Source organism: Isoptericola sp. NPDC060185, assembly GCF_042728595.1.
Classification (GTDB): Bacteria; Actinomycetota; Actinomycetes; order Actinomycetales; family Cellulomonadaceae; genus Isoptericola.
In genome coordinates this window covers 1-18091 of the sequence record NZ_JBHWYY010000082.1, presented here as the reverse complement: position 1 = coordinate 18091, position 18091 = coordinate 1, and the positions used below count along the sequence as shown (strand labels likewise).

General features: G+C 74.9%; 20 protein-coding genes. 11 read left to right on the top strand and 9 right to left on the bottom strand.

The features are described 5' to 3' along the window. The 4 genes from ACFWDO_RS18465 to ACFWDO_RS18450 form a co-directional block, all read left to right on the top strand. Positions 1-397, top strand: a 397-nt coding sequence (locus tag ACFWDO_RS18465) for a PEP-utilizing enzyme (RefSeq protein ID WP_380347099.1), incomplete at its 5' end; no start/stop codon positions are given. Positions 398-451: 54 nt separating this feature from the next. Continuing rightward, complete coding sequence (locus tag ACFWDO_RS18460) at positions 452-1606, top strand: RDD family protein (RefSeq protein WP_380322361.1); 1155 nt, start codon at positions 452-454, stop codon at positions 1604-1606. After that, positions 1603-2232: an SRPBCC family protein gene (locus ACFWDO_RS18455; RefSeq protein WP_380322358.1), complete on the top strand. Its 630-nt coding sequence runs from the start codon at positions 1603-1605 to the stop codon at positions 2230-2232. The genes ACFWDO_RS18460 and ACFWDO_RS18455 overlap by 4 nt, the downstream gene beginning before the upstream one ends. 10 nt (positions 2233-2242) lie before the next feature. Further along, positions 2243-2938 (top strand): DUF4166 domain-containing protein, encoded by a 696-nt coding sequence (locus tag ACFWDO_RS18450; protein WP_380322355.1) that lies wholly within the window; start codon positions 2243-2245, stop codon positions 2936-2938. 28 nt (positions 2939-2966) lie between these two features. Here ACFWDO_RS18450 and ACFWDO_RS18445 read toward each other — a convergent pair whose 3' ends face one another. Together ACFWDO_RS18445 and ACFWDO_RS18440 are read right to left on the bottom strand one after the other, a co-directional pair. Further along, positions 2967-3461, bottom strand: a complete 495-nt coding sequence (locus ACFWDO_RS18445) for a pyridoxamine 5'-phosphate oxidase family protein (protein WP_380322352.1) — start codon at positions 3459-3461, stop codon at positions 2967-2969. A 69-nt stretch (positions 3462-3530) separates the two neighbouring features. Next, positions 3531-4196, bottom strand: a complete 666-nt coding sequence (locus ACFWDO_RS18440) for a DUF4097 family beta strand repeat-containing protein (RefSeq protein WP_380322349.1) — start codon at positions 4194-4196, stop codon at positions 3531-3533. A 227-nt stretch (positions 4197-4423) separates the two neighbouring features. Here ACFWDO_RS18440 and ACFWDO_RS18435 point away from each other — a divergent pair, with 227 nt between their 5' ends. Further along, a complete protein-coding gene (locus ACFWDO_RS18435; protein WP_380322346.1) occupies positions 4424-5149 on the top strand; it encodes a MarR family transcriptional regulator in 726 nt (241 codons plus the stop codon). Here the strand turns inward: ACFWDO_RS18435 and ACFWDO_RS18430 are convergent. Continuing rightward, on the bottom strand, positions 5146-5661 hold the full coding sequence (locus ACFWDO_RS18430) for an LURP-one-related/scramblase family protein (protein WP_380322343.1): 516 nt from the start codon (positions 5659-5661) through the stop codon (positions 5146-5148). The genes ACFWDO_RS18435 and ACFWDO_RS18430 overlap by 4 nt on opposite strands. 106 nt (positions 5662-5767) lie before the next feature. Between ACFWDO_RS18430 and ACFWDO_RS18425 the strand changes: the two genes are divergently transcribed. Next, entirely contained in the window at positions 5768-6835 is a 1068-nt protein-coding gene (locus ACFWDO_RS18425) for a YihY/virulence factor BrkB family protein (RefSeq protein WP_380322340.1), read from the top strand. 12 nt (positions 6836-6847) lie between these two features. Here ACFWDO_RS18425 and ACFWDO_RS18420 read toward each other — a convergent pair whose 3' ends face one another. Together ACFWDO_RS18420 and ACFWDO_RS18415 are read right to left on the bottom strand one after the other, a co-directional pair. After that, positions 6848-7996, bottom strand: coding sequence for a VanZ family protein (locus ACFWDO_RS18420; protein WP_380322337.1), 1149 nt, complete (start codon positions 7994-7996; stop codon positions 6848-6850). Between the two features lie 18 nt (positions 7997-8014). After that, positions 8015-8785 (bottom strand): GH25 family lysozyme, encoded by a 771-nt coding sequence (locus ACFWDO_RS18415; RefSeq protein ID WP_380322334.1) that lies wholly within the window; start codon positions 8783-8785, stop codon positions 8015-8017. A 57-nt stretch (positions 8786-8842) separates the two neighbouring features. Here ACFWDO_RS18415 and ACFWDO_RS18410 point away from each other — a divergent pair, with 57 nt between their 5' ends. Both ACFWDO_RS18410 and ACFWDO_RS18405 read left to right on the top strand, forming a co-directional pair. Further along, positions 8843-9022 carry a hypothetical protein gene (locus ACFWDO_RS18410; protein WP_380322331.1) on the top strand — a complete coding sequence of 60 codons (180 nt, stop codon included), beginning with the start codon at positions 8843-8845 and terminating at the stop codon, positions 9020-9022. 90 nt (positions 9023-9112) lie between these two features. After that, on the top strand, positions 9113-9664 hold the full coding sequence (locus tag ACFWDO_RS18405) for a GNAT family N-acetyltransferase (protein ID WP_380322328.1): 552 nt from the start codon (positions 9113-9115) through the stop codon (positions 9662-9664). Between the two features lie 12 nt (positions 9665-9676). On the opposite strand, the gene ACFWDO_RS18400 is transcribed toward ACFWDO_RS18405, so the two are convergent. The 3 genes from ACFWDO_RS18400 to ACFWDO_RS18390 are packed head-to-tail and all read right to left on the bottom strand — an operon-like array spanning position 9677 to position 14728. Then, positions 9677-11323 carry a GMC family oxidoreductase gene (locus tag ACFWDO_RS18400; RefSeq protein ID WP_380322325.1) on the bottom strand — a complete coding sequence of 549 codons (1647 nt, stop codon included), beginning with the start codon at positions 11321-11323 and terminating at the stop codon, positions 9677-9679. Then, positions 11320-12921 (bottom strand): AMP-binding protein, encoded by a 1602-nt coding sequence (locus ACFWDO_RS18395; RefSeq protein WP_380322322.1) that lies wholly within the window; start codon positions 12919-12921, stop codon positions 11320-11322. The genes ACFWDO_RS18400 and ACFWDO_RS18395 overlap by 4 nt, the downstream gene beginning before the upstream one ends. A gap of 40 nt (positions 12922-12961) precedes the next feature. Further along, positions 12962-14728: an aldehyde dehydrogenase family protein gene (locus ACFWDO_RS18390; RefSeq protein ID WP_380322319.1), complete on the bottom strand. Its 1767-nt coding sequence runs from the start codon at positions 14726-14728 to the stop codon at positions 12962-12964. 133 nt (positions 14729-14861) lie between these two features. On the opposite strand from ACFWDO_RS18390, the gene ACFWDO_RS18385 reads away from it, so the two are divergent. Next, positions 14862-16076 (top strand): PucR family transcriptional regulator, encoded by a 1215-nt coding sequence (locus ACFWDO_RS18385; RefSeq protein ID WP_380322316.1) that lies wholly within the window; start codon positions 14862-14864, stop codon positions 16074-16076. A 15-nt stretch (positions 16077-16091) separates the two neighbouring features. Here the strand turns inward: ACFWDO_RS18385 and ACFWDO_RS18380 are convergent, their stop codons facing one another. Further along, positions 16092-16544 (bottom strand): MarR family winged helix-turn-helix transcriptional regulator, encoded by a 453-nt coding sequence (locus ACFWDO_RS18380; RefSeq protein WP_380322313.1) that lies wholly within the window; start codon positions 16542-16544, stop codon positions 16092-16094. A gap of 89 nt (positions 16545-16633) precedes the next feature. On the opposite strand from ACFWDO_RS18380, the gene ACFWDO_RS18375 reads away from it, so the two are divergent. Continuing rightward, positions 16634-17305, top strand: coding sequence for a hypothetical protein (locus ACFWDO_RS18375; RefSeq protein ID WP_380322310.1), 672 nt, complete (start codon positions 16634-16636; stop codon positions 17303-17305). 127 nt (positions 17306-17432) lie between these two features. Beyond that, positions 17433-17852 (top strand): transferase, encoded by a 420-nt coding sequence (locus ACFWDO_RS18370; protein ID WP_380322307.1) that lies wholly within the window; start codon positions 17433-17435, stop codon positions 17850-17852. The last annotated feature ends 239 nt before the right edge of the window (positions 17853-18091 follow it).

Sequence of the window (18091 nt, the reverse complement as noted above, 5' to 3'; positions counted from 1 at the left end):
GGCGTTTGGCCCCGACTCAAGGGCGGAACAGGGCCAAACGCCCGCTCACAACGACAAGGTGGCGGTGCTGCGGGGCACGGGCGCGAGCAGCGGGCGGGCGACGGGGCCCGCGCGCGTGGTGCGCGGGCCGGACGACTTCGCCGCCGTCCGCCCCGGCGACGTGCTGGTGTGCCGCGAGACGGACCCGGCATGGACGCCGCTGTTCGGCGTCGTCGCGGCGGTCGTCACGGAGACGGGCGGGCTGCTGTCGCACGCGGCGATCGTCGCGCGCGAGCTGCGGCTGCCCGCTGTGCTGGGCGTGCCCGGCGCGACCGACGCGCTCCGCGGCGCCGGGACCCTCGTCGTCGACGGCGAGGCCGGCACCGTGGTCGCCACGGGCGTCGCCACGCCCCGCTGAGCGCGGGTTGGGCACACCGTGGACGCGGGCGCGCCGGCGTGGAAGCATCCGGCCATGACGTCGACGGTGCGTGCCGGGTCCCCGCCCCCGGGCGCGTTCCCGCCCCCGGCCGCGTTCCCGCCGTTGAACGACGACCTCGGGCCGTTCACCGACGACCGGCCGCGGGCCCCCTGGGGGCTGCGCGTCCTCGCGACCCTGCTCGACTCGGCGCTCGTCGCCTTCGTCGCGTTCCTCGGCACCGGCGACTCGCCGCCGTTCGGCACGCTCCCCGCCGTCGGCCCGTCCGGTGACCCCGTCGACGAGACGACGACGCTCTGGGTGGCCGGGACGCTGCTCGTGCTCGGCGTCCTCCAGGCGTACACGGGCATGACGCCGGGCAAGCGGGTCGCGGGCATCTCCGTGGTCGACGACCGCTCGGGACGGCCGATCGGGCTGCCCGGCACGATCGTGCGCTGGTTCGCGCACGTGCTCGACGCGATCCTGCTGATCGGCTATGTCCGCGCCGCGTTCCACCGCGAGGGCCGCACGTTCGCCGACTCGCTGCTCGGCACCGTCGCCGTCCGCAGCACCACGCCCGAGCCGCACCCGCTCGTCGCCCGCCTCCGTGCGGCCCGCGACGCCCACGCGCCGTGGCTGCGCTGGCCCCGGCGGGTCACGGGCGCCGTCGCCCTCGTGGTGTGCGCGGCGGCCGCGGCCGCGAGCGTCATGACCGGCAGCGGCGGGGGCGAGCAGATGTCCGAGCACGAGACGTCGTGCGCCAGCACGGGCCCGTCGGCCGCGACGGCGGTCTTCGGCAGCGCTCGCACCGTCCACGAGGTCTCCCGGCTCGGTATCACCCGCACCACGACGACCACCTGGCGGGTCGCGGTGGGCTGGTCCGCCGGGCTCGGTCTCGACGGCGCTGACAACCCCGCCGTCGACGCCACGACGGTCCGCCTGTCCGTGTCCACCCCCGGCGGCCCGACGTACGACTCCCTGGACGCCGTCGACGGCGACCCGGACGGCTACCCGGAAGGCGCGGAGACGGACGACGCCGGCGACGGCCTCTGGTGGTCTCTCCCGGACCTGGTCGCGTCGACCGAGCTCACGGCGTCCCAGGACGTCACCGGCTGGACGGCGCACACGGCGCTCGTGGCCGACGACGGGACGGTGCTCGCCGAGTGCTCCGCCCCCGTGCCGGCCCTCGACACGGAGCCCGAAGACCTGTGACCGGGCGAGGCATCTACGTCGAGGCGCGGATCGCCGCGCCGCCGGAGACGGTCTGGACGCTGACCCAGGACCCGGAGCAGCACGTGCGGTGGGACGTCCGGTTCTCGCGCATCGTGCCGACCACGCCCACCTCCGGCGGCGCGACCCGCTTCACCTACACGCGGCGCACCCCGGTCGGGACCGTGGCGGGCGACGGCGTGAGCGTCGGCGAGTCGAGCCGCCCGGACGGCACACGCACGTCGGCGCTGCGGTTCGCCACCGCCGACCGCCGCTCCCCCATCCGCGCGGGCCGCGGCTACTGGCGGTACGTGCCGGACGGCGACGGCACCCGCTTCGTCACGGGCTACGACTACGCGCCGGGCTGGGGCCGCCTGCTCGACCGCGCGGCGCGGCCGCTGCTCGGCTGGGCCACCGCCTGGAGCTTCGACCGCCTGCGCCTGTGGGCCGAGGACGGCGTCGAGCCGGAGCGCTGGCCGCTGCGCAGCGTGCTGTGGTTCTGGCGCGCGGACCGGCCGCGCGCCGCCCGCTGCCGGCGCGCGCCGGAGCACGGCCGCCGCCACGACGACCACCTGCGCGACGCCCCCCGCACCCTCGACGCCCTGCCCGCCCCGGAGGCCGCACCATGACGGACACACCATGACGGACACACCCGCCGGCACCGCGACCGCCTCGATCTTCCGCCGCGCCATGGGTGGCGAGTTCGGGCGCCTGCACCCGATGCTGCAGCGCCGGTTCGACGTCGGGCTGGGAAGCGGCGAGGCGTGCGTCGGCACCGGCGTCATGACGGAGATCCGGCGCGGACCGTGGTGGACCGTGCCGTTCCTGCAGGTGGGCCGGCTGCGCAACATCCTCGTGCCCGACGTGGGCACCGACGTGCCCTTCACCATCGAGAACTACCCGTACCGCGACCCCTTCGGCCGCGAGACGGTGACGTTCGTGCGGTCGTACGACATCCGCGGCCGGCGCCGCCGGTTCGACGCGACGATGATCGACGTCGGCGGGAAGGTCGTGGACTACCTCGGCACGCACCAGCACCTCGCGGTCGACCTCGACCTGCACGCCGACGACGACGGCGCGCTGGTGCTCACGTCCGACGCGCAGCGGTTCTACGAGGGCCCGGTCGGCTTCCGCTTCCCGATGCTGTTCAGCGGCCGCGCGCTGCTGCGCGAGCGGTACGACGACGCGGCCGAACGGTTCGAGGTGGACCTGCGCGTCACGAACCACCGCTTCGGCTTCCTCTTCGGCTACCGCGGCTGGTTCACCTGCACCTGGGAGCCCGCGACGGACGCGCCCGACCGTCTCAGGCCCGTGCGGCACGAGCGCCGCACCTGACCCGGGCGCGGCACGTCGCCGTGCGCCGTCAGGGCCGGAAGCTGGTCTGCCCGTGCGGGGACTTGGCGAACGCGAGCACCTTGTCGGGCACGACGCGGTAGACGAGGGCGCGCTGGCCGTGCGGGTCGAACGACTCGTCGTCGTTCTCGAAGTCCCAGGCGTCGCCGTACTTGCCGCGGAAGCCGTCGGCGAGGCGGCGCAGCTCGGGGCCGCCGGTCGCACGCTCGGCCGCGCCCTCGACGACGACGTCGAGGCCGTCGTCCCACGCCTCCGACCCGATGGTGACCGCGACCTGCGGGGCGTGGGCGAGGTTGCGGGCCTTCTGCTCGTCGGGGCCGGTGCAGAACACGAACGTCCCGTCGGTCCACAGCCCTACCAGCGGGGTGACGTGCGGGCGGCCGTCGGCGCGCACCGTCGTGAGGCGGTAGAGGGTGGCGTCAGCGAGCGCGGCGTCGACCTCGTCCCACGGGGTCGGGGCGGTGGCCTCGCTGAAGCGGGCGTCGAGGATTCCGGTGGGGGTCATGACGAACAGACCGGCCGGGGCGACGAGACTCGTCGCTCCGGCCGGTCCTGGTGCCGCGCGGCACAGATCTCAGAGGCTGTGGGCGGAGATGTCGCCCATCGCCGTGGTGGCGCGGATCTGCAGCGCGACGTCGCCGCCGGTGTTCGCGAGCGCGTTGCGCACGCGGCCGAGGGCGGTGCCCGAGTCGAGCGACGCGGTGACGCCGGCCGCGGCGCCGACGGAGACGTCGCCCAGCTGGGTGGCGAGTTCGAGCGCACCCTGCGTGGCCTCGTCGACGCGGATGTCGCCCTTCGCGGTGCGCAGCGTCGAGGAGCCGGTGAGGCGGCCGACCGTGATGCTGCCGGCCTGCGTGCCGAGCCGGGCGGTGGCGGCCTCGTCGATCTTGATGTCGCCGTGCGCGGTCTCGACGACGACCTCGCCGAGGCGCCCGACGCCGCGGACCTCCGCGCTGGCGGCCTTCGCCTCGAGGCGGGAGCCGGTGGGCAGCTGCAGCGTGACGTCCACGAAGCCGGTGCTGCCGAGGGCGCGGTGCTCGACGGGGGTGGTGACGCGCAGGACGCCGCCGGTGAAGTCGACGGTGGTGCGCTCCGCGGCCTCGACGTCGCGGCTCTTCGACGGGTTGGCCGGGCGGACGTCGACGGAGGCGTCGGCGCGCTCGGCGGCGACGACGGTCAGCCGGCCGGCGGGGAGGTCGACGACGGCGGTGGCGGGGGTGGTGGTCTCGAAGGTCTGCATCGCGCTCAGCTCCTGTGGTGATCCGTGCTCTCTTTCTGACTAGGGAAACGCTACGTTGCGTTCGCATGTTCGGCAAGAGCATTCATTGCACCGAACATCCATTGCTGCAGGTCAGAACGCATGAATCGTTGCATCCGACCCGAAGAGCAACGCAACAGGTGGGCCATCAGCCGTTGCATCCGATGTAGGGTGAACGCGACGGGCACCGCGACGCCGAGGAGGACGCCATGCCGGGAGGCCGGCTCACCGCGCAGGAACGACAGCAGATCGCGCTCGGCCTCGCCGACGACCTCGCCTACGCGGAGATCGCGCGCCGGCTCGACCGGCCGACGTCGACCGTCACGCGCGAGGTGATGCGGCACGGCGGCCCCGGCGCCTACCGCGCCGACCTGGCGCACCGCAGCGCGCAGCAGGCAGCCCACCGCCGTCGCCCCGCCGCGAGCCGCAGCGCCCGCGCGACGCAGGCCCGCGCCGCCGACCCGGACGACGCGGCGCTGCGCGCGTACGAGGAGACGTTCACGACGCTCCTCATGCAGTCCGGGCTGCCCCGCATGGCCGCCGGCGTGCTCACCCTGCTCTACGTGGCGGACTCCGGCAGCCTCACCGCCGCGGAGCTCGTCGAGCGGCTGGAGGTCAGCCCGGCGTCGGTCTCCAAGGCGGTCGCGCTGCTGGAGAACCTGGGCCTCGTGCGGCGCGAGCGCGCCGAGGGGCGCCGCGAGCGCTACGCGGCCGACGGCGACGCCTGGTACCAGTCGATGCTCGCGGCCGCGGCGTCCAACGCCCGGCTCGCGGAGGTCGCGCGCCAGGGGGTCGGCGTCCTCGGCCGGGACACGCCCGCCGGCGCGCGGCTGGAGAACATGGGCCGGTTCATGGACTTCGTCGGCGAGAGCATCGCGCGCGCGGCCGAGCAGGCTCGCGACCTGGTCGCGCCGCCCGCGCGAGTCGACGACTAGCCCGGGTCGCGCTCCACCCAGCGGTCCACGGCCCACAGCATCGCGATCGCCAGACCGGGGTCGGTGCCGTCGGCGACGTCGAGCGTGTACGTGTCGCGGACCGTCACCCACTTCTGCGTGATGACCATGACCGGCGCTCCCCCGGCGGTGACCGTGTACTCCTTCTCGATGACGTTGCCCTGCAGCTCCCACGGCGGCCCGTCGGGGCGGTGGAGCGTCATCTTCGAGCGGATCGGCGAGAACAGCTTGCCGTGCAGCTCCGCCAGCACCGTGCCCGCGGCGTCGGTGATGGTCATGCGCTTCGGGAGGTTGATGACGCGGCCCGTCACCCGGTAGACGACCGTCCCCGCGGCGTCGAGCACGTCGGCGCGCTCGCGCGGACCGAGCTTGCCGTCGACGAGGAAGGCGTCGGCGCCGTCGAGGTCCGTGACGCGGAAGTCGCGCCCGACGGACACGACCTTCGCCTTCACGACGTACCGCGTCCAGCCGGCCGGGGGCGGTGGGAGTGCCATGCCGACCAGGATGCCCCACGGCCCCCGGGTGCGCCCGGGGTCGCGCGAGGTGCGTTTGCGGGCATGACCAGGCCCGACGAGCCTGGAGGTGACCGAGGAGGCCAGCATGACCGAGACGGGCGAGCAGCAGACCGGTGCCGACGGCGGCGTCCCCGACACCCCACGCGCGCCGTCCGACGCGCCGAAGCCGTCGTGGGGGCGGGCGCTCAAGGGCACGCTCCGGGAGTTCGGGGCCGACCAGTGCACCGACCTCGCCGCCGGGCTCACCTACTACGCCGTCCTGGCCTCCGCGCCCGCGCTCCTGGCGCTGGTGTCGCTGCTCGGGTTCGTCGGCGACGCCGAGAAGGCCCTGAACTCCGTGATGAACACCGTCTCGGAGTTCCTCCCCGAGGACATGATCGAGATCGTCAGGCCGCTCATCGCGAACGCCGTCGGCAACACCGGCGCCGGGCTCGCCCTCGTGCTCGGCCTCGTACTCGCGCTGTGGTCCGCGTCGGGGTACGTCGGCGCGTTCGGGCGCGCGATGAACCGCATCTACGACGTCGAGGAGGGGCGCCCGGTCTGGAAGCTGCGCCCCGCGATGTTCGCCGTGACGCTGGTGGTGCTGATCATCGCGGCGGTCGTCGTCGCGAGCCTGGTGCTCTCCGGGCCGATCGCCCGGTCGGTGGGTGCGGCGATCGGCCTGGGGGACGTCGCGATCACCGTGTGGAGCATCGCGAAGTGGCCTGTCGCGCTGCTGCTCGTGGTCGTCGCCGTGGCGCTCCTGTACCACTTCACCCCCAACGTGAAACGGCCGCGCTTCCGCTGGCTGAGCGTCGGCGCCGTGGTCGCCATCGTGGTGATCGGCATCGCCTCCGCGGCGTTCGGGTGGTACGTCGGCAGCAGCTTCTCCAACTACGGGTCCTACGGCATCCTCGCCACGTTCATCGTGCTGCTGCTGTGGCTGTGGATCGTCAACCTCGTGCTGCTGTTCGGGGCCGAGCTCGACGCCGAGGTGGAGCGCAGCCGCGAGCTGAACGACGGCATCGCCGCCGAGGAGTCCGTCCAGCTCCCGCCGCGCGACACGAAGGCGAGCGACAAGAAGGCCGCCAAGCGGCGCGACGCCGTCGCCGAGGACCGTGCCGTCCGCATGGCGGCCGCCCACGACGACGACGCCGGCGACGCGCGCGCCTGACGACGGCCGGCGTCAGCGGGGCGCGCGGCCGAGGGGTTCGCGCGCGTCGACCATCTGCGCGCCGGTGATCTCGCAGGCCAGGCCGCGCCGGTCGCGGGTGGCGACGACGCCGATCAGCGCGGCGAGCAGCACGCCGTTCTGCAACGCCCCGGCCCATGCGTTCGACGGGTCGCCGGGCGGCACCGCCTCGACGATCCCCAGCACCCCGTACAGGCCGAGCAGCAGGTAGCCGCGCCCGACGCGCCGCGCGAGGGTCCCACGCCGCAACCGGCCGGCGCCGTCGGGCCACCGTGGCTCCAGCCATACCGCCCGCTGGCCCAGCGACGCGCCGCTGCCCACCCACGGCGGCACGAGGAACACGACGACGGCGGGCAGCACCGTGCCGAGCAGCACGTCCGCCCAGGTCGTGGTCGAGGGCAGCTCGTGGCCGGTCGCCAGCGTCCCCACGCGGTACGCGAGCTGCAGCGCGGCGCCGAGGACGAACGCGGCGAGCAGGTCCGCGAGCATCCCGAGGATCCGGCGCCAGAACGTCACGGGTCGAGGCTCCAGCCGCGCGGCGGCGAGCTCGCGCGACTGCGGCATCCAGCGCAGCACGACGGGCGCGAGAAGCGCGCCGACCAGCCCGCCGAGCGTGTTGGCGAGGACGTCGTCGACGTCGGCCACGCGGTAGGAGCACGGGATGATGCCGAGGATGCCGGTGTACTGCACGGTCTCGACCGCCACCGACGCGGCCAGCGCGCTCAGCGTCGACGCGGCCACGCCCCAGCCGAGGTAGCGCCGCGCGAGCACGCCCCACGGCACGAAGAGCAGCACGTTGAACGCGACCTGCAGCACCGCGGCGCTGCGCAGCGTGGCCACCGCGCCCAGACCGGCGGTGTCCCGGCGGATGTCGTCGAGCGAGTGCAGCGGCGTCAGCTCCGCGCCGGAGACGCCGTGCGCGGCGCACCAGGCCACCAGGTCGCCCGACGGCAGCGGCAGCATCGTGTACGCCAGCAGCGTCACCACGTACACCGCGAGCGCCGCCGCACCCAGCACGCGCCGCGCGTCGAGCCGCCCGTACCGGCGCTGCTGCACCAGGAGCACGGGGACCAGCACCGCGAAGAATGCGGCCACCCCGAACCCGACGCCGATCACTGCCGGCCATGTCCATCGCTCCACCACGGGGCCGACCGTATGCCGCTACCGCTGGGTCAGCGCGCGGAGGTCGTCGAGGGTGCCGTCGAAGACGTTCATGTCGATGTACTGCTCGTCGCCGGCGTAGCCGGGCAGGGTGTCGTGGTCGGAGTACTGCCAGAACTCCCAGTCCCGCCTCGGCAGGTCGGGGCTGCTCACCACGGACCGGATCCACAGCGGGTAGCGGTCGTAGCGGGCGCCCAGGTAGTCGGCGCGGATCTGCTGCGTCGTGTAGAGGATCGGGGGGACGCCGTAGTGCTCCTCGAGCGCGTCGAGCAGGGGGTCGAGGATGCCGCGCAGCTCGTCGACGGTGGGCGGGTCGGCCGCGAAGTCGCCGTAGTACTCGACGTCGACGACGGGCGGGAGCGTGCCGCTCTCGGCGGGGACGACGTCGATCATGTGGGCGGCCTGGTCGGCGCCGGGGCTCTCGAAGCTGAGGAAGTGGTACGCGCCGACGAGCAGGTCGGTGCCGCGGGCGCCCTCCCAGTTCGCCGCGAACCGCTCGTCCTCGTGGCTCGAGCCCTCGGTGGCCTTGACGAACGCGAAGTCGAGGTCCTGCGCGGCGAGCGTCGGCCAGTCGATCTCCCCCTGGTAGGCGGAGACGTCGACGCCGCGGACGGCGAACTTCGCCGCGGTGACCCGGTTGGGCCACAGCACCCCCTGCCACACGAGCAGGGCGAGCACCGCGAGCGCCACGACGACGGCGCCGCCGGCGATCAGCAACGCGCGCCCGCGGCGACGCGGGCGCGGGGCTCGTTCGTCGAGGTCGACGTTCATCCCCCGATCCTGCCGGACCGGCGGGTCGGCGGCCGCCACGGCGCGTACCGTGGACGCATGACGGCCGAGACCGTGGGCTCACCCGGCGAGCCCGACCCCCGCGAACGCTTCCGGCACCTCGACGCGCCCCTCCCGCCGGACCAGCTGCGCGCCGGGCAGGACGTCGCCCCTGCCCCCGACGAGAAGGACGACGAGCTGCGCGAGGCGGAGTGGCTGCTCCGCAACGTCGGTCTGTGATCTCGGAGCCGGACCCCGCGCTGAGCGCCGTCACCTTCGAGCAAGGGTCCGCAGGTGCGGCGGGAGCGAGGCTCGGCCACGATGGCGCTCGTGGCCTCTCCCGCCCCCTCCCCCGACGCGTCGATCGAGCTCCGCGTCACCGACAGCGCGGGCGCTGCCGCCCTCGCCGACGACGTCTGGCGCTGCTACGACGCCGTCTTCGGCGACGTCACGGACCCGGTCGTCTGGCGCACGGACCGGTACGACCGGCACGCCGCTCGCGACGGGTACCGCCTGGTGACGGCGCACGCGGCCGACCACGCGGGCGACGACCTGGTGGGCTTCGCGTGGGGCTATGTCGGGCAGCGGGGCCAGTACTGGTCCGACCTCCTGGTGGACAGGCTCCCGGACGACGTCGCCGACGCCTGGGTGGGCGACCACTTCGAGCTGGTCGAGCTCGGGGTCCTCGCCGCGTGGCGCGGCCACGGCGTCGGCCGGCGGCTGCACGACGCCGTGCTGGACGGCGTCGGGCGGCGCAGCCTCCTGCTCACCTCCGACGACGAGGACGACCCCGCCGTCCGGCTGTACCGCCGCTCCGGCTGGCAGCCGCTCGGCCCGCTGGGGCCGGGCACCCAGGTGATGGGTCGCCCGGCCCCGCGGTGAGGGCCGGCGCGCCTACCGCTGCGCCGCGGCGGCGCGCGGGGCGGCGGCGACGCCGAGGAGCAGGTCGGCGGCCTTCTCCCCGATGACGATGGCGGGGGCGTTCGTGTGCCCGCGGATGATCGTCGGCATGACCGACGCGTCCGCCACGCGCAGGCCGGTGACGCCCCGCACGCGCAGCTCCTCGTCGACGACGGCGGCGCCGTCGGACCCCATGCGCGCCGTCCCGACGGGGTGGTAGAGCGTGTGCGCGTGGTCGACGAGCGCGATCTCGTCGCGCTCCGCGCGCGTCAGCTGCTCCCCGCCCGCCGGCTGCACGAACGCGCCGGTCGTGACCTCGCGCAGCGCCGGGGTCACGAGCAGCTCCTCGCACACGCCGAGGCCCGCGAGGAGGGCGGCGCGGTCCTTGCCCGCCGGGTCGCTGAGGTACCGCGGGTCGATGAGCGGCTTCTCGAAGGGGTCCCGGCTCGCGAGCGTGATCGTGCCGGTGCTCTCGGGCTGCACGAGGATCGCGCCGAGGGTGACGGCGTGCCCGTCGTGGGCGACGAGCCCCTCGCCGACGAACCCGACGGGCGCGAAGATCAGCTCGACGTCGGGCAGGTCGACGGCCGGGTCCGTCGAGACGAAGCCGTACGCCTCGCCCACGTTGGACGTCAGCATCCCGCGCCTGCGCGAGAGGTACGCCGCGAGCTCGCGGGGCTTCTCGGCGAGAAACAGCGTGCCCTCGTGCGCCCCGACCGCCAGCAGCGCCATGAGGTGGTCGCGCAGGTTCTTGCCCACCTCGGGGCTGTGCGCGACGACGGGGATGCCGAGGCCCTCCAGCTCGTCCCGGTCGCCGACGCCCGACAGCATGAGCAGCTGCGGCGTGTTGACCGCCCCGCCGGACAGCACGACCTCCTGGCGCGCCTGCGCCACCAGCGTCGCGCCGCCGCGCACGTACTCGACCCCCACGGCCCGCGTGCCGTCGAACACGACGCGCGTGGCCTGCGCGTCCGTCACGACGGTGAGGTTGGGTCGCTTGCGGGCCGGCTTGAGGTACGCGTCCGCGGTGCTGAACCGCGACCCGCCGCGCTGGCTGACCTGCGTGCGGCTGACCCCGCGCTGGTCGTGCCCGTTGCCGGGCACCACGGGCAGCCCCGCCTGCTCGGCCGCACGTAGGTAGGCGCGCGTGGCGGGGCGCGGGCTGCGCTGGTCCTGCACGTGCACGGTGCCGGCGCGACCGGTCTCGTCCTCGTTGTCGCGGTCGACGCCGGGCGCGACGTTCTCGACCCGCTCGAAGTACGGCCGCAGGCCCTCCCACGACCAGCCCGCGCCGGCGGCCTCGCCCCACGCGTCGTAGTCCTCCGGGAACCCGCGCACCCACATCATCGCGTTGATCGACGAGCTGCCGCCCAGCACCTTGCCGCGCGGCCAGAAGACGCGCCGCCCGCCGAGGTGCTCCTGCGGCTCCGTGTCGTAGTCCCAGTCCACCTCGGACCGGAACAGCTTCGAGAACGCGGCGGGGATGTGGATCTCGGTCTTGGTGTCCTTCGGGCCCGCCTCCAGCAGGAGGACGCTCACCGACGGGTCGGCGCTGAGCCGGCCCGCGAGCGCCGCCCCGGCGGAACCGGCGCCGACGACGACGTAGTCGTGGGGCTGCGTGGCCCGCTGGTCCCGGCTCATGCGGTCACCTCCGACGCGCCCTGGTCGACGGTGCGCAGGTCCTTGCGCAGGATCTTGCCGGACGCCGACTTGGGGACGGCGTCGATGAACACGACCTCGCGCACCTTCTTGTACGGGGCGACGCGCTCGGCGACGAAGTCCATGACGTCGTCGGCCGACAGGTCCGCGCCGTCCTGGAGCACGACGAACGCCTTGGGCACCTCCTCGCCCTCGGCGTCGCGCGCGGCGACGACGGCGGCGTCCGCGATGCCGGGGTGGGTGAGCAGCAGCGCCTCGAGCTCCGCGGGCGCCACCTGGTAGCCCTTGTACTTGATGAGCTCCTTGAGGCGGTCGACGACGGTGACGACCCCGTCGGGCGTGGCGGTGACGACGTCGCCGGTGTGCAGCCAGCCGTCGGCGTCGAGGGTGTCGGCGGTGGCCTGCGGGTTGCCGAGGTAGCCGACCATGATGTTCGGGCCGCGCACCTGCAGCTCGCCGGGCGCGCTGACGCCCGACGCCGGCAGCGGGATCTCGTCGCCGGTCGCGGGGTCCACGACCCGGCACTCGACGTTGGGCACGGGGATGCCGATGCTGGACAGCGGGACGTCGCCGGTGGCCGGCACGAGCAGCGCGACGGGGCTGGTTTCCGTCATCCCGTAGCCCTGCCGCACCACGCAGCCGAGGCGGCGGCCGACGGCGCCGCCGAGCTCGCCGTCGAGCGGCGCGGCGCCCGAGATGACCTCGCGGACCGTGGACAGGTCGTAGCGGTCGATCAGCGGGTGCTTCGCGAGCGCGACGGCGACGGGCGGCGCGATGAACAGGAACGAGCAGCGCTCCTCCTGCGTGATCCGCAGGAACTCGGGCAGGTCGAACCGCGGCATGGTGACGAGCACCGCCCGGGCCCGGAGCGCGAGGTTGAGCAGCACCGTCATCCCGTAGATGTGGAAGAACGGCAGCACGGCGAGCACGCGGTCGCTCGGGGTCACGTCGATCATGGCGGAGGTCTGGAGCACGTTCGCCACGAGGTTGCGGTGCGTGAGCATGACGCCCTTGGGCCGCCCGGTGGTGCCCGACGAGTACGGCAGGACGGCGAGGTGCGTGGCCGGGTCGACGGTGACGTCGGGCGCGGGGCGGGCCTCGGCGAGCAGGTCGGCCAGCGACTCGTGGCCGTCGGTGCCGTCGAGCACGACGACGCGGCCGGCCGGGAGCCCGGCCCGCTCCGCGCCGGCGGCCGCTGCGGGCAGCAGCGGGGACACCGTGAGCAGCAGCGTCGCGCCCGAGTCGGTGAGCTGGGAGGCGACGTCGCCGCCGGTCGCGAGCGCGTTGATCGTGGTCACCGTGGCGCCGGCGCGCAGCGCGCCGTGGAACACGGGCACGAACGCGGGCACGTTGGGCGACAGCAGCGCGACGACGTCGCCCGGCCGGACCCCCCGGGCGGCGAGCGCGCCGGCGACGGCGTCGACCTGGTCGCGCAGCGCGCCGTACGTCGTCACGGCGCCGGACGGGCCGTCGATGACGGCCGGACGCTCGAGGTCGGCGTCGGCGAGGTCGGCGAACAGCAGGTCGTACAGGGTGACGTCGGGGATGTCGACGTCGGGCAAGGGGCTGCGGAAGGGCATGGCGTCTCCTTTGACGGGACCGTGGCGGGGTGAGGGGAGTTCAGGCGCGGAACGCGGCGGTGAAGACGGACGGCATCCGGAGCCAGCCCGGCCGGGCGGCGAAGTCCGTCAGCCGGCGGCCGGTGGTGGCCGCGCTGCGCGCCGTGACGAACCACGGCGGCTTCGGGAACAGGGCGAGCTCGCCGTGGGCGACCGATCGCGGGAAGGGCCGGAACGGCCCCGTGACGACGGTGCGCTCCGTGTCCTCGAGGAGCAGGGCGTTGTGGACGACGCCGCGGCCGCTCTGGATGTCGTCGAGCGGGTGCCCGGGGTACGCGCCCCAGGGCGCGGTCGCGGTGAGGTAGCCGACGCCGGTCCACGCGTTGACGCCGATCGTGCCGTAGCGGAGGTCCGCGATGGCCTGGTCGAAGCCGGATCCGAGGGCCTTGCGGTCCTTCGGGGCGACGACGACGTTCGCGCCGAGCGTGCCGGTGAGCTCGTCGTTGGCGTGCGCGACGGCGGCGTCGAGGAACCGCTGCCCCGTGCCGGGCAGCTCCACGACGCCGAGGACCGGCGCGAAGTACTCGCTCCGTTCCAGGTCCGCCGCGTCGGCGTGCGCGCCGGGCCCCGTGAGGTCGACGAGCAGGCGGCCGCCGTCCGTCCCCAGCCGGGCGGCGTCGGGGTAGGACGCCGCCGCCGACGCGAACCGCGCGTCGCTGCCCGGGTACCAGGCCGGGCGGGCGGGCGCCCGGTCGAGCGCGTCGCGCAGCGCGGCGAGGAACGCGTCCTTCTGCGGCCAGTCCGCGCTGAGCAGCACGACCTGCCCGGCGATGCAGTTGTACCCGCCGTTGTGCAGCCGCATGGTCGCGACGTGCTCGGCCTGGTAGCGCAGGTCGTCGGCGGACCAGTCGCCGGGGACGACGACGACCGGCGCCACGCCGCCGAGCTCGCTGGTGATGTCCTTGTCGAGGACCGGCGTTCCGGCCGCCTTGCGCGCGCGGCCCTCGTCGCCGGGACCCCACACGATGGCGTCGTGCGTGACGGAGCTGCCGGTGATGTGGACGTGCGCGATGCCGGGGTGCCGGGTCAGGTAGGCGCCCGCCTCGGCGCCGCCGCGCACGATCCGCAGCACGCCCGCCTCGATCAGCGGCGCGAGCGCGGCGGTGAGGACCGGCTCGAGCTCGTCGAGCGTCGGGTTGAGCTTGAGCAGCGCGACCCGGTTGTGCGCGACGAGCTCGGAGGCGACGTCGAGCGGCGCGATCGAGGTGATGTTGCCGGCGCCGAGCACCAGCCCCACGCCGCCGGTGCGGCGCGGGTGCTGCTGGGCGAGCCCGGCGTGCGACCGCGCGGTGGAGGCGGCGACCCCGGGCCGCAGCCAGACCTCCGCCCGGAACCCGTGCAGCAGGACCGCCTCGTGCGCGCTGTGCGGGAGCACACGGACCGTGGTGCGGCCGCCGGGCGCGGCGCCGAAGCGGGCGCCCGCGATGGGGCTGCGTCGCTCGGCGAGCGCCGCGAGGGAGCGGGAGAGCTGCGCGAACCCCGTCAGCGCCGGGTACGGGCCCGAGATCCACTCCTCGCCCATCAGGGGCGAGGCGGGGTCGAGGCCCTTGATGCGGCCCGAGGTGGTGGCCCACCGCTCCGCGTTCGCCGCGATCGCGGCGTGCGTGCGGGCGAGGAGGGCGGCGCGCGCGGCGAGCGACATGGCGGCCCAGCGCCGCTCCCCCGCGGCCAGCTCGGCGATCGTCGCGTCGAGGGCGGCCCGCTCGGCGGTGCGCAGGGTGGAGTGGTCGGCGTCGGCCGACGGCGAAGAGCTCGCGATGGTGGTCATGGATCTCCTTCGATCGTGACCCGAGTCTCACCCCGCGGGGGTGCCGGACTCCATGGGCGGGCGCCCCCAGATGGCTGGGGAAGTTTGTGCGCCGGCACAAGAGCCGCCCGCTGGCGGCGGGTACCGTGGCCCCATGACCCTGTACGAGGACGTCGCCGCGCCGCGCGTCGCGCCGCTCCCGCCCGCCGCCGACCTGTTCCGCGAGCTGCTGGGTTCGGTGCCCGCGGTCACCGACCGCGTGGTCGCGCAGATCCTGGCGGGCGAGCACGCGTACGCGGAGTCCGCCCTGCCCGACGGCGCCCTGCGCGCCGTCGTCGAGGTCAACATCGAGGCGCTCCTGCGGAGCATGGGCGGCGAGCCGGACGACCTCGCTCCCGCCCGCGACGCTGGGCGTCTCAAGGCGGAGTACGGCATCCCCCTCGCCAGCCTCCTGCACGCCTACCGCCTCGCCGGGCTGGCGCTCTGGGACGAGATGGTCGCGAACGCCGCGTCCCGGCACCGGTCGGAGGAGCTGCTGCGCGCGTCGTCGGACGTCTGGGGCATCATCGACCGCTTCTCGTCCGTCGCCGCCGACGCCTACCGCGACGTCGTCGACGAGCGCGACCGCCGCAGCCAGCACGCGCGCAGCCTCATGCTGGTGGCGCTGCTCGACGCGGACACCCCGCTGCGTGAGGCGACGGGCATCCTGCGCACGCTCGGCCTGCCCGAGCAGGGGCGGTACCTCGTGGTGTCCGCCGAGCTCGACCCCACCGGCGACGACCCGCTGCCCGAGGTCGAGGCCCGGCTGCGGCACCGGGGCGTCCGCTCCTCCTGGTCGACGTGGGGCGCCGAGCGGGTCGGCGTCGTCGCCTGCCGCACGGACGCCGAGCTTGAGGGCGCCGTGGAGGTCGTGGGGGCCGCCGCGACCGCGCGGGTCGGGGTCTCGGGGGCGGTCACCACCGTCGCCGACGTCTGGCGCGGACTGCGCGAGGCACGGCTGGCTCTCGAGTGCGTGCCGCGCGGCACGGCGGGATCGCACGCCTTCGGCGCGGCGCCGGTGGACGTCCTGCTGGTCACGCACCCCGAGCAGGCGGCCGAGCTGCGGACCACCGTGCTCGGCGCCCTCGCCGACTCCCCCGACCGCGGCCACCTGCTCGACACCCTCGAGGCCTGGTTCGACGCCGACGGGTCCACCGCCGAGGCCGCGCGCGCCCTGCACTGTCACCGCAACACCGTCGGCTACCGCCTCGGGCGCATCGAGGACCTCACCGGGCGGTCCGTCGCCCGGCCCGCGCAGGCCGCCGAGCTGTACGCCGCGCTGCGCGCGACCCGCCTCGCCCCCGGGAACGGCGCCCGCACGACCGGCTGAGGGCGCCGGGACCGCTCAGCCGTCGCCGAGGCGCGCCATGATCGCGGCGTACTGCCGCCGCTGGGTCTCGGAGAGCGGTGCGAGGAGGTCCTCCTGGACCGCGTCCAGCACGGTGTCGAGGCGCCGGAGCACCTGCCGGCCGGAGGCCGTGACCGACACGATCTTGCGCCGCCGGTTGGCCGGGTCCTCCTCCCGCGCGACGAGGTCGCGGGCCTCGAGCTCCTGGAGCACGGCGGTGACGTCGCTCCGGTCGATGCCGGTGTCGCGCCCGAGGTCGGCCTGGCTGGCGGGCCCGAACTGGTCGAGCGCCGCGAGCAGCCGGTAGTGGTACCCGCGCAGCCCGTCGCCGTGGCTGGCGAACGCCTCGGACAGCAGCGCCGAGGAGCGGGCCGCGGCCCGGCCCAGGAGCCAGGTGGGCCGGTCCTTGAGACGGTCCGGCGTCCGGCCGAGTCGTGGCTGCTCGCGCATGGGCCAAGTCTAGTCAGGTTGTTGGCCGCACCCACATCTGTGTGTATGTTGGTGGTACCAATCTTGGTGAGGCCAACAAAGGAGATGTCATGACCGACAGGACGACCCGGGTGCTCGTCGTGGGCCGCAGCGCCCGCGCCCTCACGGAGGTGGTCGCGCTGCTGCGCGCCCAGGGCTACCCCGCGAACGCGACCAACCAGTTCGACCGCGTGCTCGACGACTACGACCCGGCCGACGTGGACCTCGTGATCTTCGGCGGCTTCGTCCCCCCGGCGCTCCGCGAGCACCTCGAGGCCGAGCTGGGCCGGCGCCACCCCGGCATCCGCTGCGTCGGCGGCCTGGGCGGGGTGGCGCCACTGCTGGTCGCGCAGGTGGAGGAGCTCACCCGCGGCGCGGCCCTCGGCGTCCGGCACGACGAGGCCGAGCACGCCGTCCGCGTCACCACGACCGAGCCCGCGCACGTCACCGTCACCGTCCTGTGGGGCGTGCCCGTCCCGCCGGACCCGATCCCCCACGTCGTCGCCGTGGCCGACGACGACCTCCCGGCCGGCGCCCATGCGTTCGCCCTCCCGGCGGACACGCCGGCGCACGGGGCGTTCGCCCGCGTCCAGATCGGAGACCGCGTCAGCGTCCTGCGGCTCGGCCCCGCACCCCGACCCGCCCCAGGAGCGAACGGCCCGGGCGCCGCGGCGCTCCCCGACCCGGCCCCGGTGACGACCCGCCTCCCGTGGCACCTCAGCGTGGGGGCGACCCCCTTCTAGGCATGGCCCGACCACGACCTTGGCGGCCGGGGACCACCCGGACCGGTGCCCCGGTACACCGTCCGGGAACATCGCGCGGCGCTTGCGCGTTATGTCACAAGATTCACCCGCACCATGAGGAGCACTCTTGCGACGCATCCCCCGAAAGGTCGAGATCGAGCACGAGCCGGGGAAGTTCACCCGATACCTCCGGCACGACAACGGCGAGGGCTTCGTCTCGCCGCACGCGACCGTCCACCCCGACGCCACCATCAGGCCCGGCGCCTACGTCGAGGCCGGCGCCCGTGTGGGCGCGCGCGCCCAGGTGGGACGGTTCAGCTGGGTGGACGTGGACGCCGTCGTCGGGCGGGGCGCCCGCGTGGACGAGAACGTGCACGTCGGCGTCCGCGGCGTCGTCGGCGACGGCGCGCGCGTCGGCTCGGGCAGCCGCCTCGGCACCGACAGCCGCGTGCCCGCCGGCACGGTGGTGGCCCCCGACGCGATCGTCCCCGACGGCGAGACCGCGCACGGCACGCGCCGCCGCAAGGACTTCGGCACGGCCGCCTGACTCCGCCGCTACCGCCCCGCCCGCCGCGCGCGGGACGTTGCTATGGTGGCCGGTTCATCGACCCACCTGGAGGCGAGTGGAGGTGAACTCCCGTGGCCAAGAACACGAAGAAGCAACCGTCTCTCTCCCTCAAGGAGAAGCGCGCGCAGAAGCGCGAGAGAACTGCCGAGACCACCGTCAAGGCGCGTAAGCGATAGAGACCCCTGAGGCCGGGCCGGCCGTCCCTCGACGGCCGGCCC

What these genes read in the sequence shown, in the direction of transcription:
- ACFWDO_RS18460 (WP_380322361.1), top strand. Translation starts at nt 452, where the DNA reads ATGACGTCGACGGTGCGTGCCGGGTCCCCGCCCCCGGGCGCGTTCCCG.
- ACFWDO_RS18450 (WP_380322355.1), top strand. Translation starts at nt 2,243, where the DNA reads ATGACGGACACACCCGCCGGCACCGCGACCGCCTCGATCTTCCGCCGC.
- ACFWDO_RS18445 (WP_380322352.1), bottom strand. Translation starts at nt 3,461, where the DNA reads ATGACCCCCACCGGAATCCTCGACGCCCGCTTCAGCGAGGCCACCGCC.
- ACFWDO_RS18440 (WP_380322349.1), bottom strand. Translation starts at nt 4,196, where the DNA reads ATGCAGACCTTCGAGACCACCACCCCCGCCACCGCCGTCGTCGACCTC.
- ACFWDO_RS18435 (WP_380322346.1), top strand. Translation starts at nt 4,424, where the DNA reads ATGCCGGGAGGCCGGCTCACCGCGCAGGAACGACAGCAGATCGCGCTC.
- ACFWDO_RS18430 (WP_380322343.1), bottom strand. Translation starts at nt 5,661, where the DNA reads ATGGCACTCCCACCGCCCCCGGCCGGCTGGACGCGGTACGTCGTGAAG.
- ACFWDO_RS18425 (WP_380322340.1), top strand. Translation starts at nt 5,768, where the DNA reads ATGACCGAGACGGGCGAGCAGCAGACCGGTGCCGACGGCGGCGTCCCC.
- ACFWDO_RS18415 (WP_380322334.1), bottom strand. Translation starts at nt 8,785, where the DNA reads ATGAACGTCGACCTCGACGAACGAGCCCCGCGCCCGCGTCGCCGCGGG.
- ACFWDO_RS18410 (WP_380322331.1), top strand. Translation starts at nt 8,843, where the DNA reads ATGACGGCCGAGACCGTGGGCTCACCCGGCGAGCCCGACCCCCGCGAA.
- ACFWDO_RS18400 (WP_380322325.1), bottom strand. Translation starts at nt 11,323, where the DNA reads ATGAGCCGGGACCAGCGGGCCACGCAGCCCCACGACTACGTCGTCGTC.
- ACFWDO_RS18395 (WP_380322322.1), bottom strand. Translation starts at nt 12,921, where the DNA reads ATGCCCTTCCGCAGCCCCTTGCCCGACGTCGACATCCCCGACGTCACC.
- ACFWDO_RS18390 (WP_380322319.1), bottom strand. Translation starts at nt 14,728, where the DNA reads ATGACCACCATCGCGAGCTCTTCGCCGTCGGCCGACGCCGACCACTCC.
- ACFWDO_RS18385 (WP_380322316.1), top strand. Translation starts at nt 14,862, where the DNA reads ATGACCCTGTACGAGGACGTCGCCGCGCCGCGCGTCGCGCCGCTCCCG.
- ACFWDO_RS18380 (WP_380322313.1), bottom strand. Translation starts at nt 16,544, where the DNA reads ATGCGCGAGCAGCCACGACTCGGCCGGACGCCGGACCGTCTCAAGGAC.
- ACFWDO_RS18375 (WP_380322310.1), top strand. Translation starts at nt 16,634, where the DNA reads ATGACCGACAGGACGACCCGGGTGCTCGTCGTGGGCCGCAGCGCCCGC.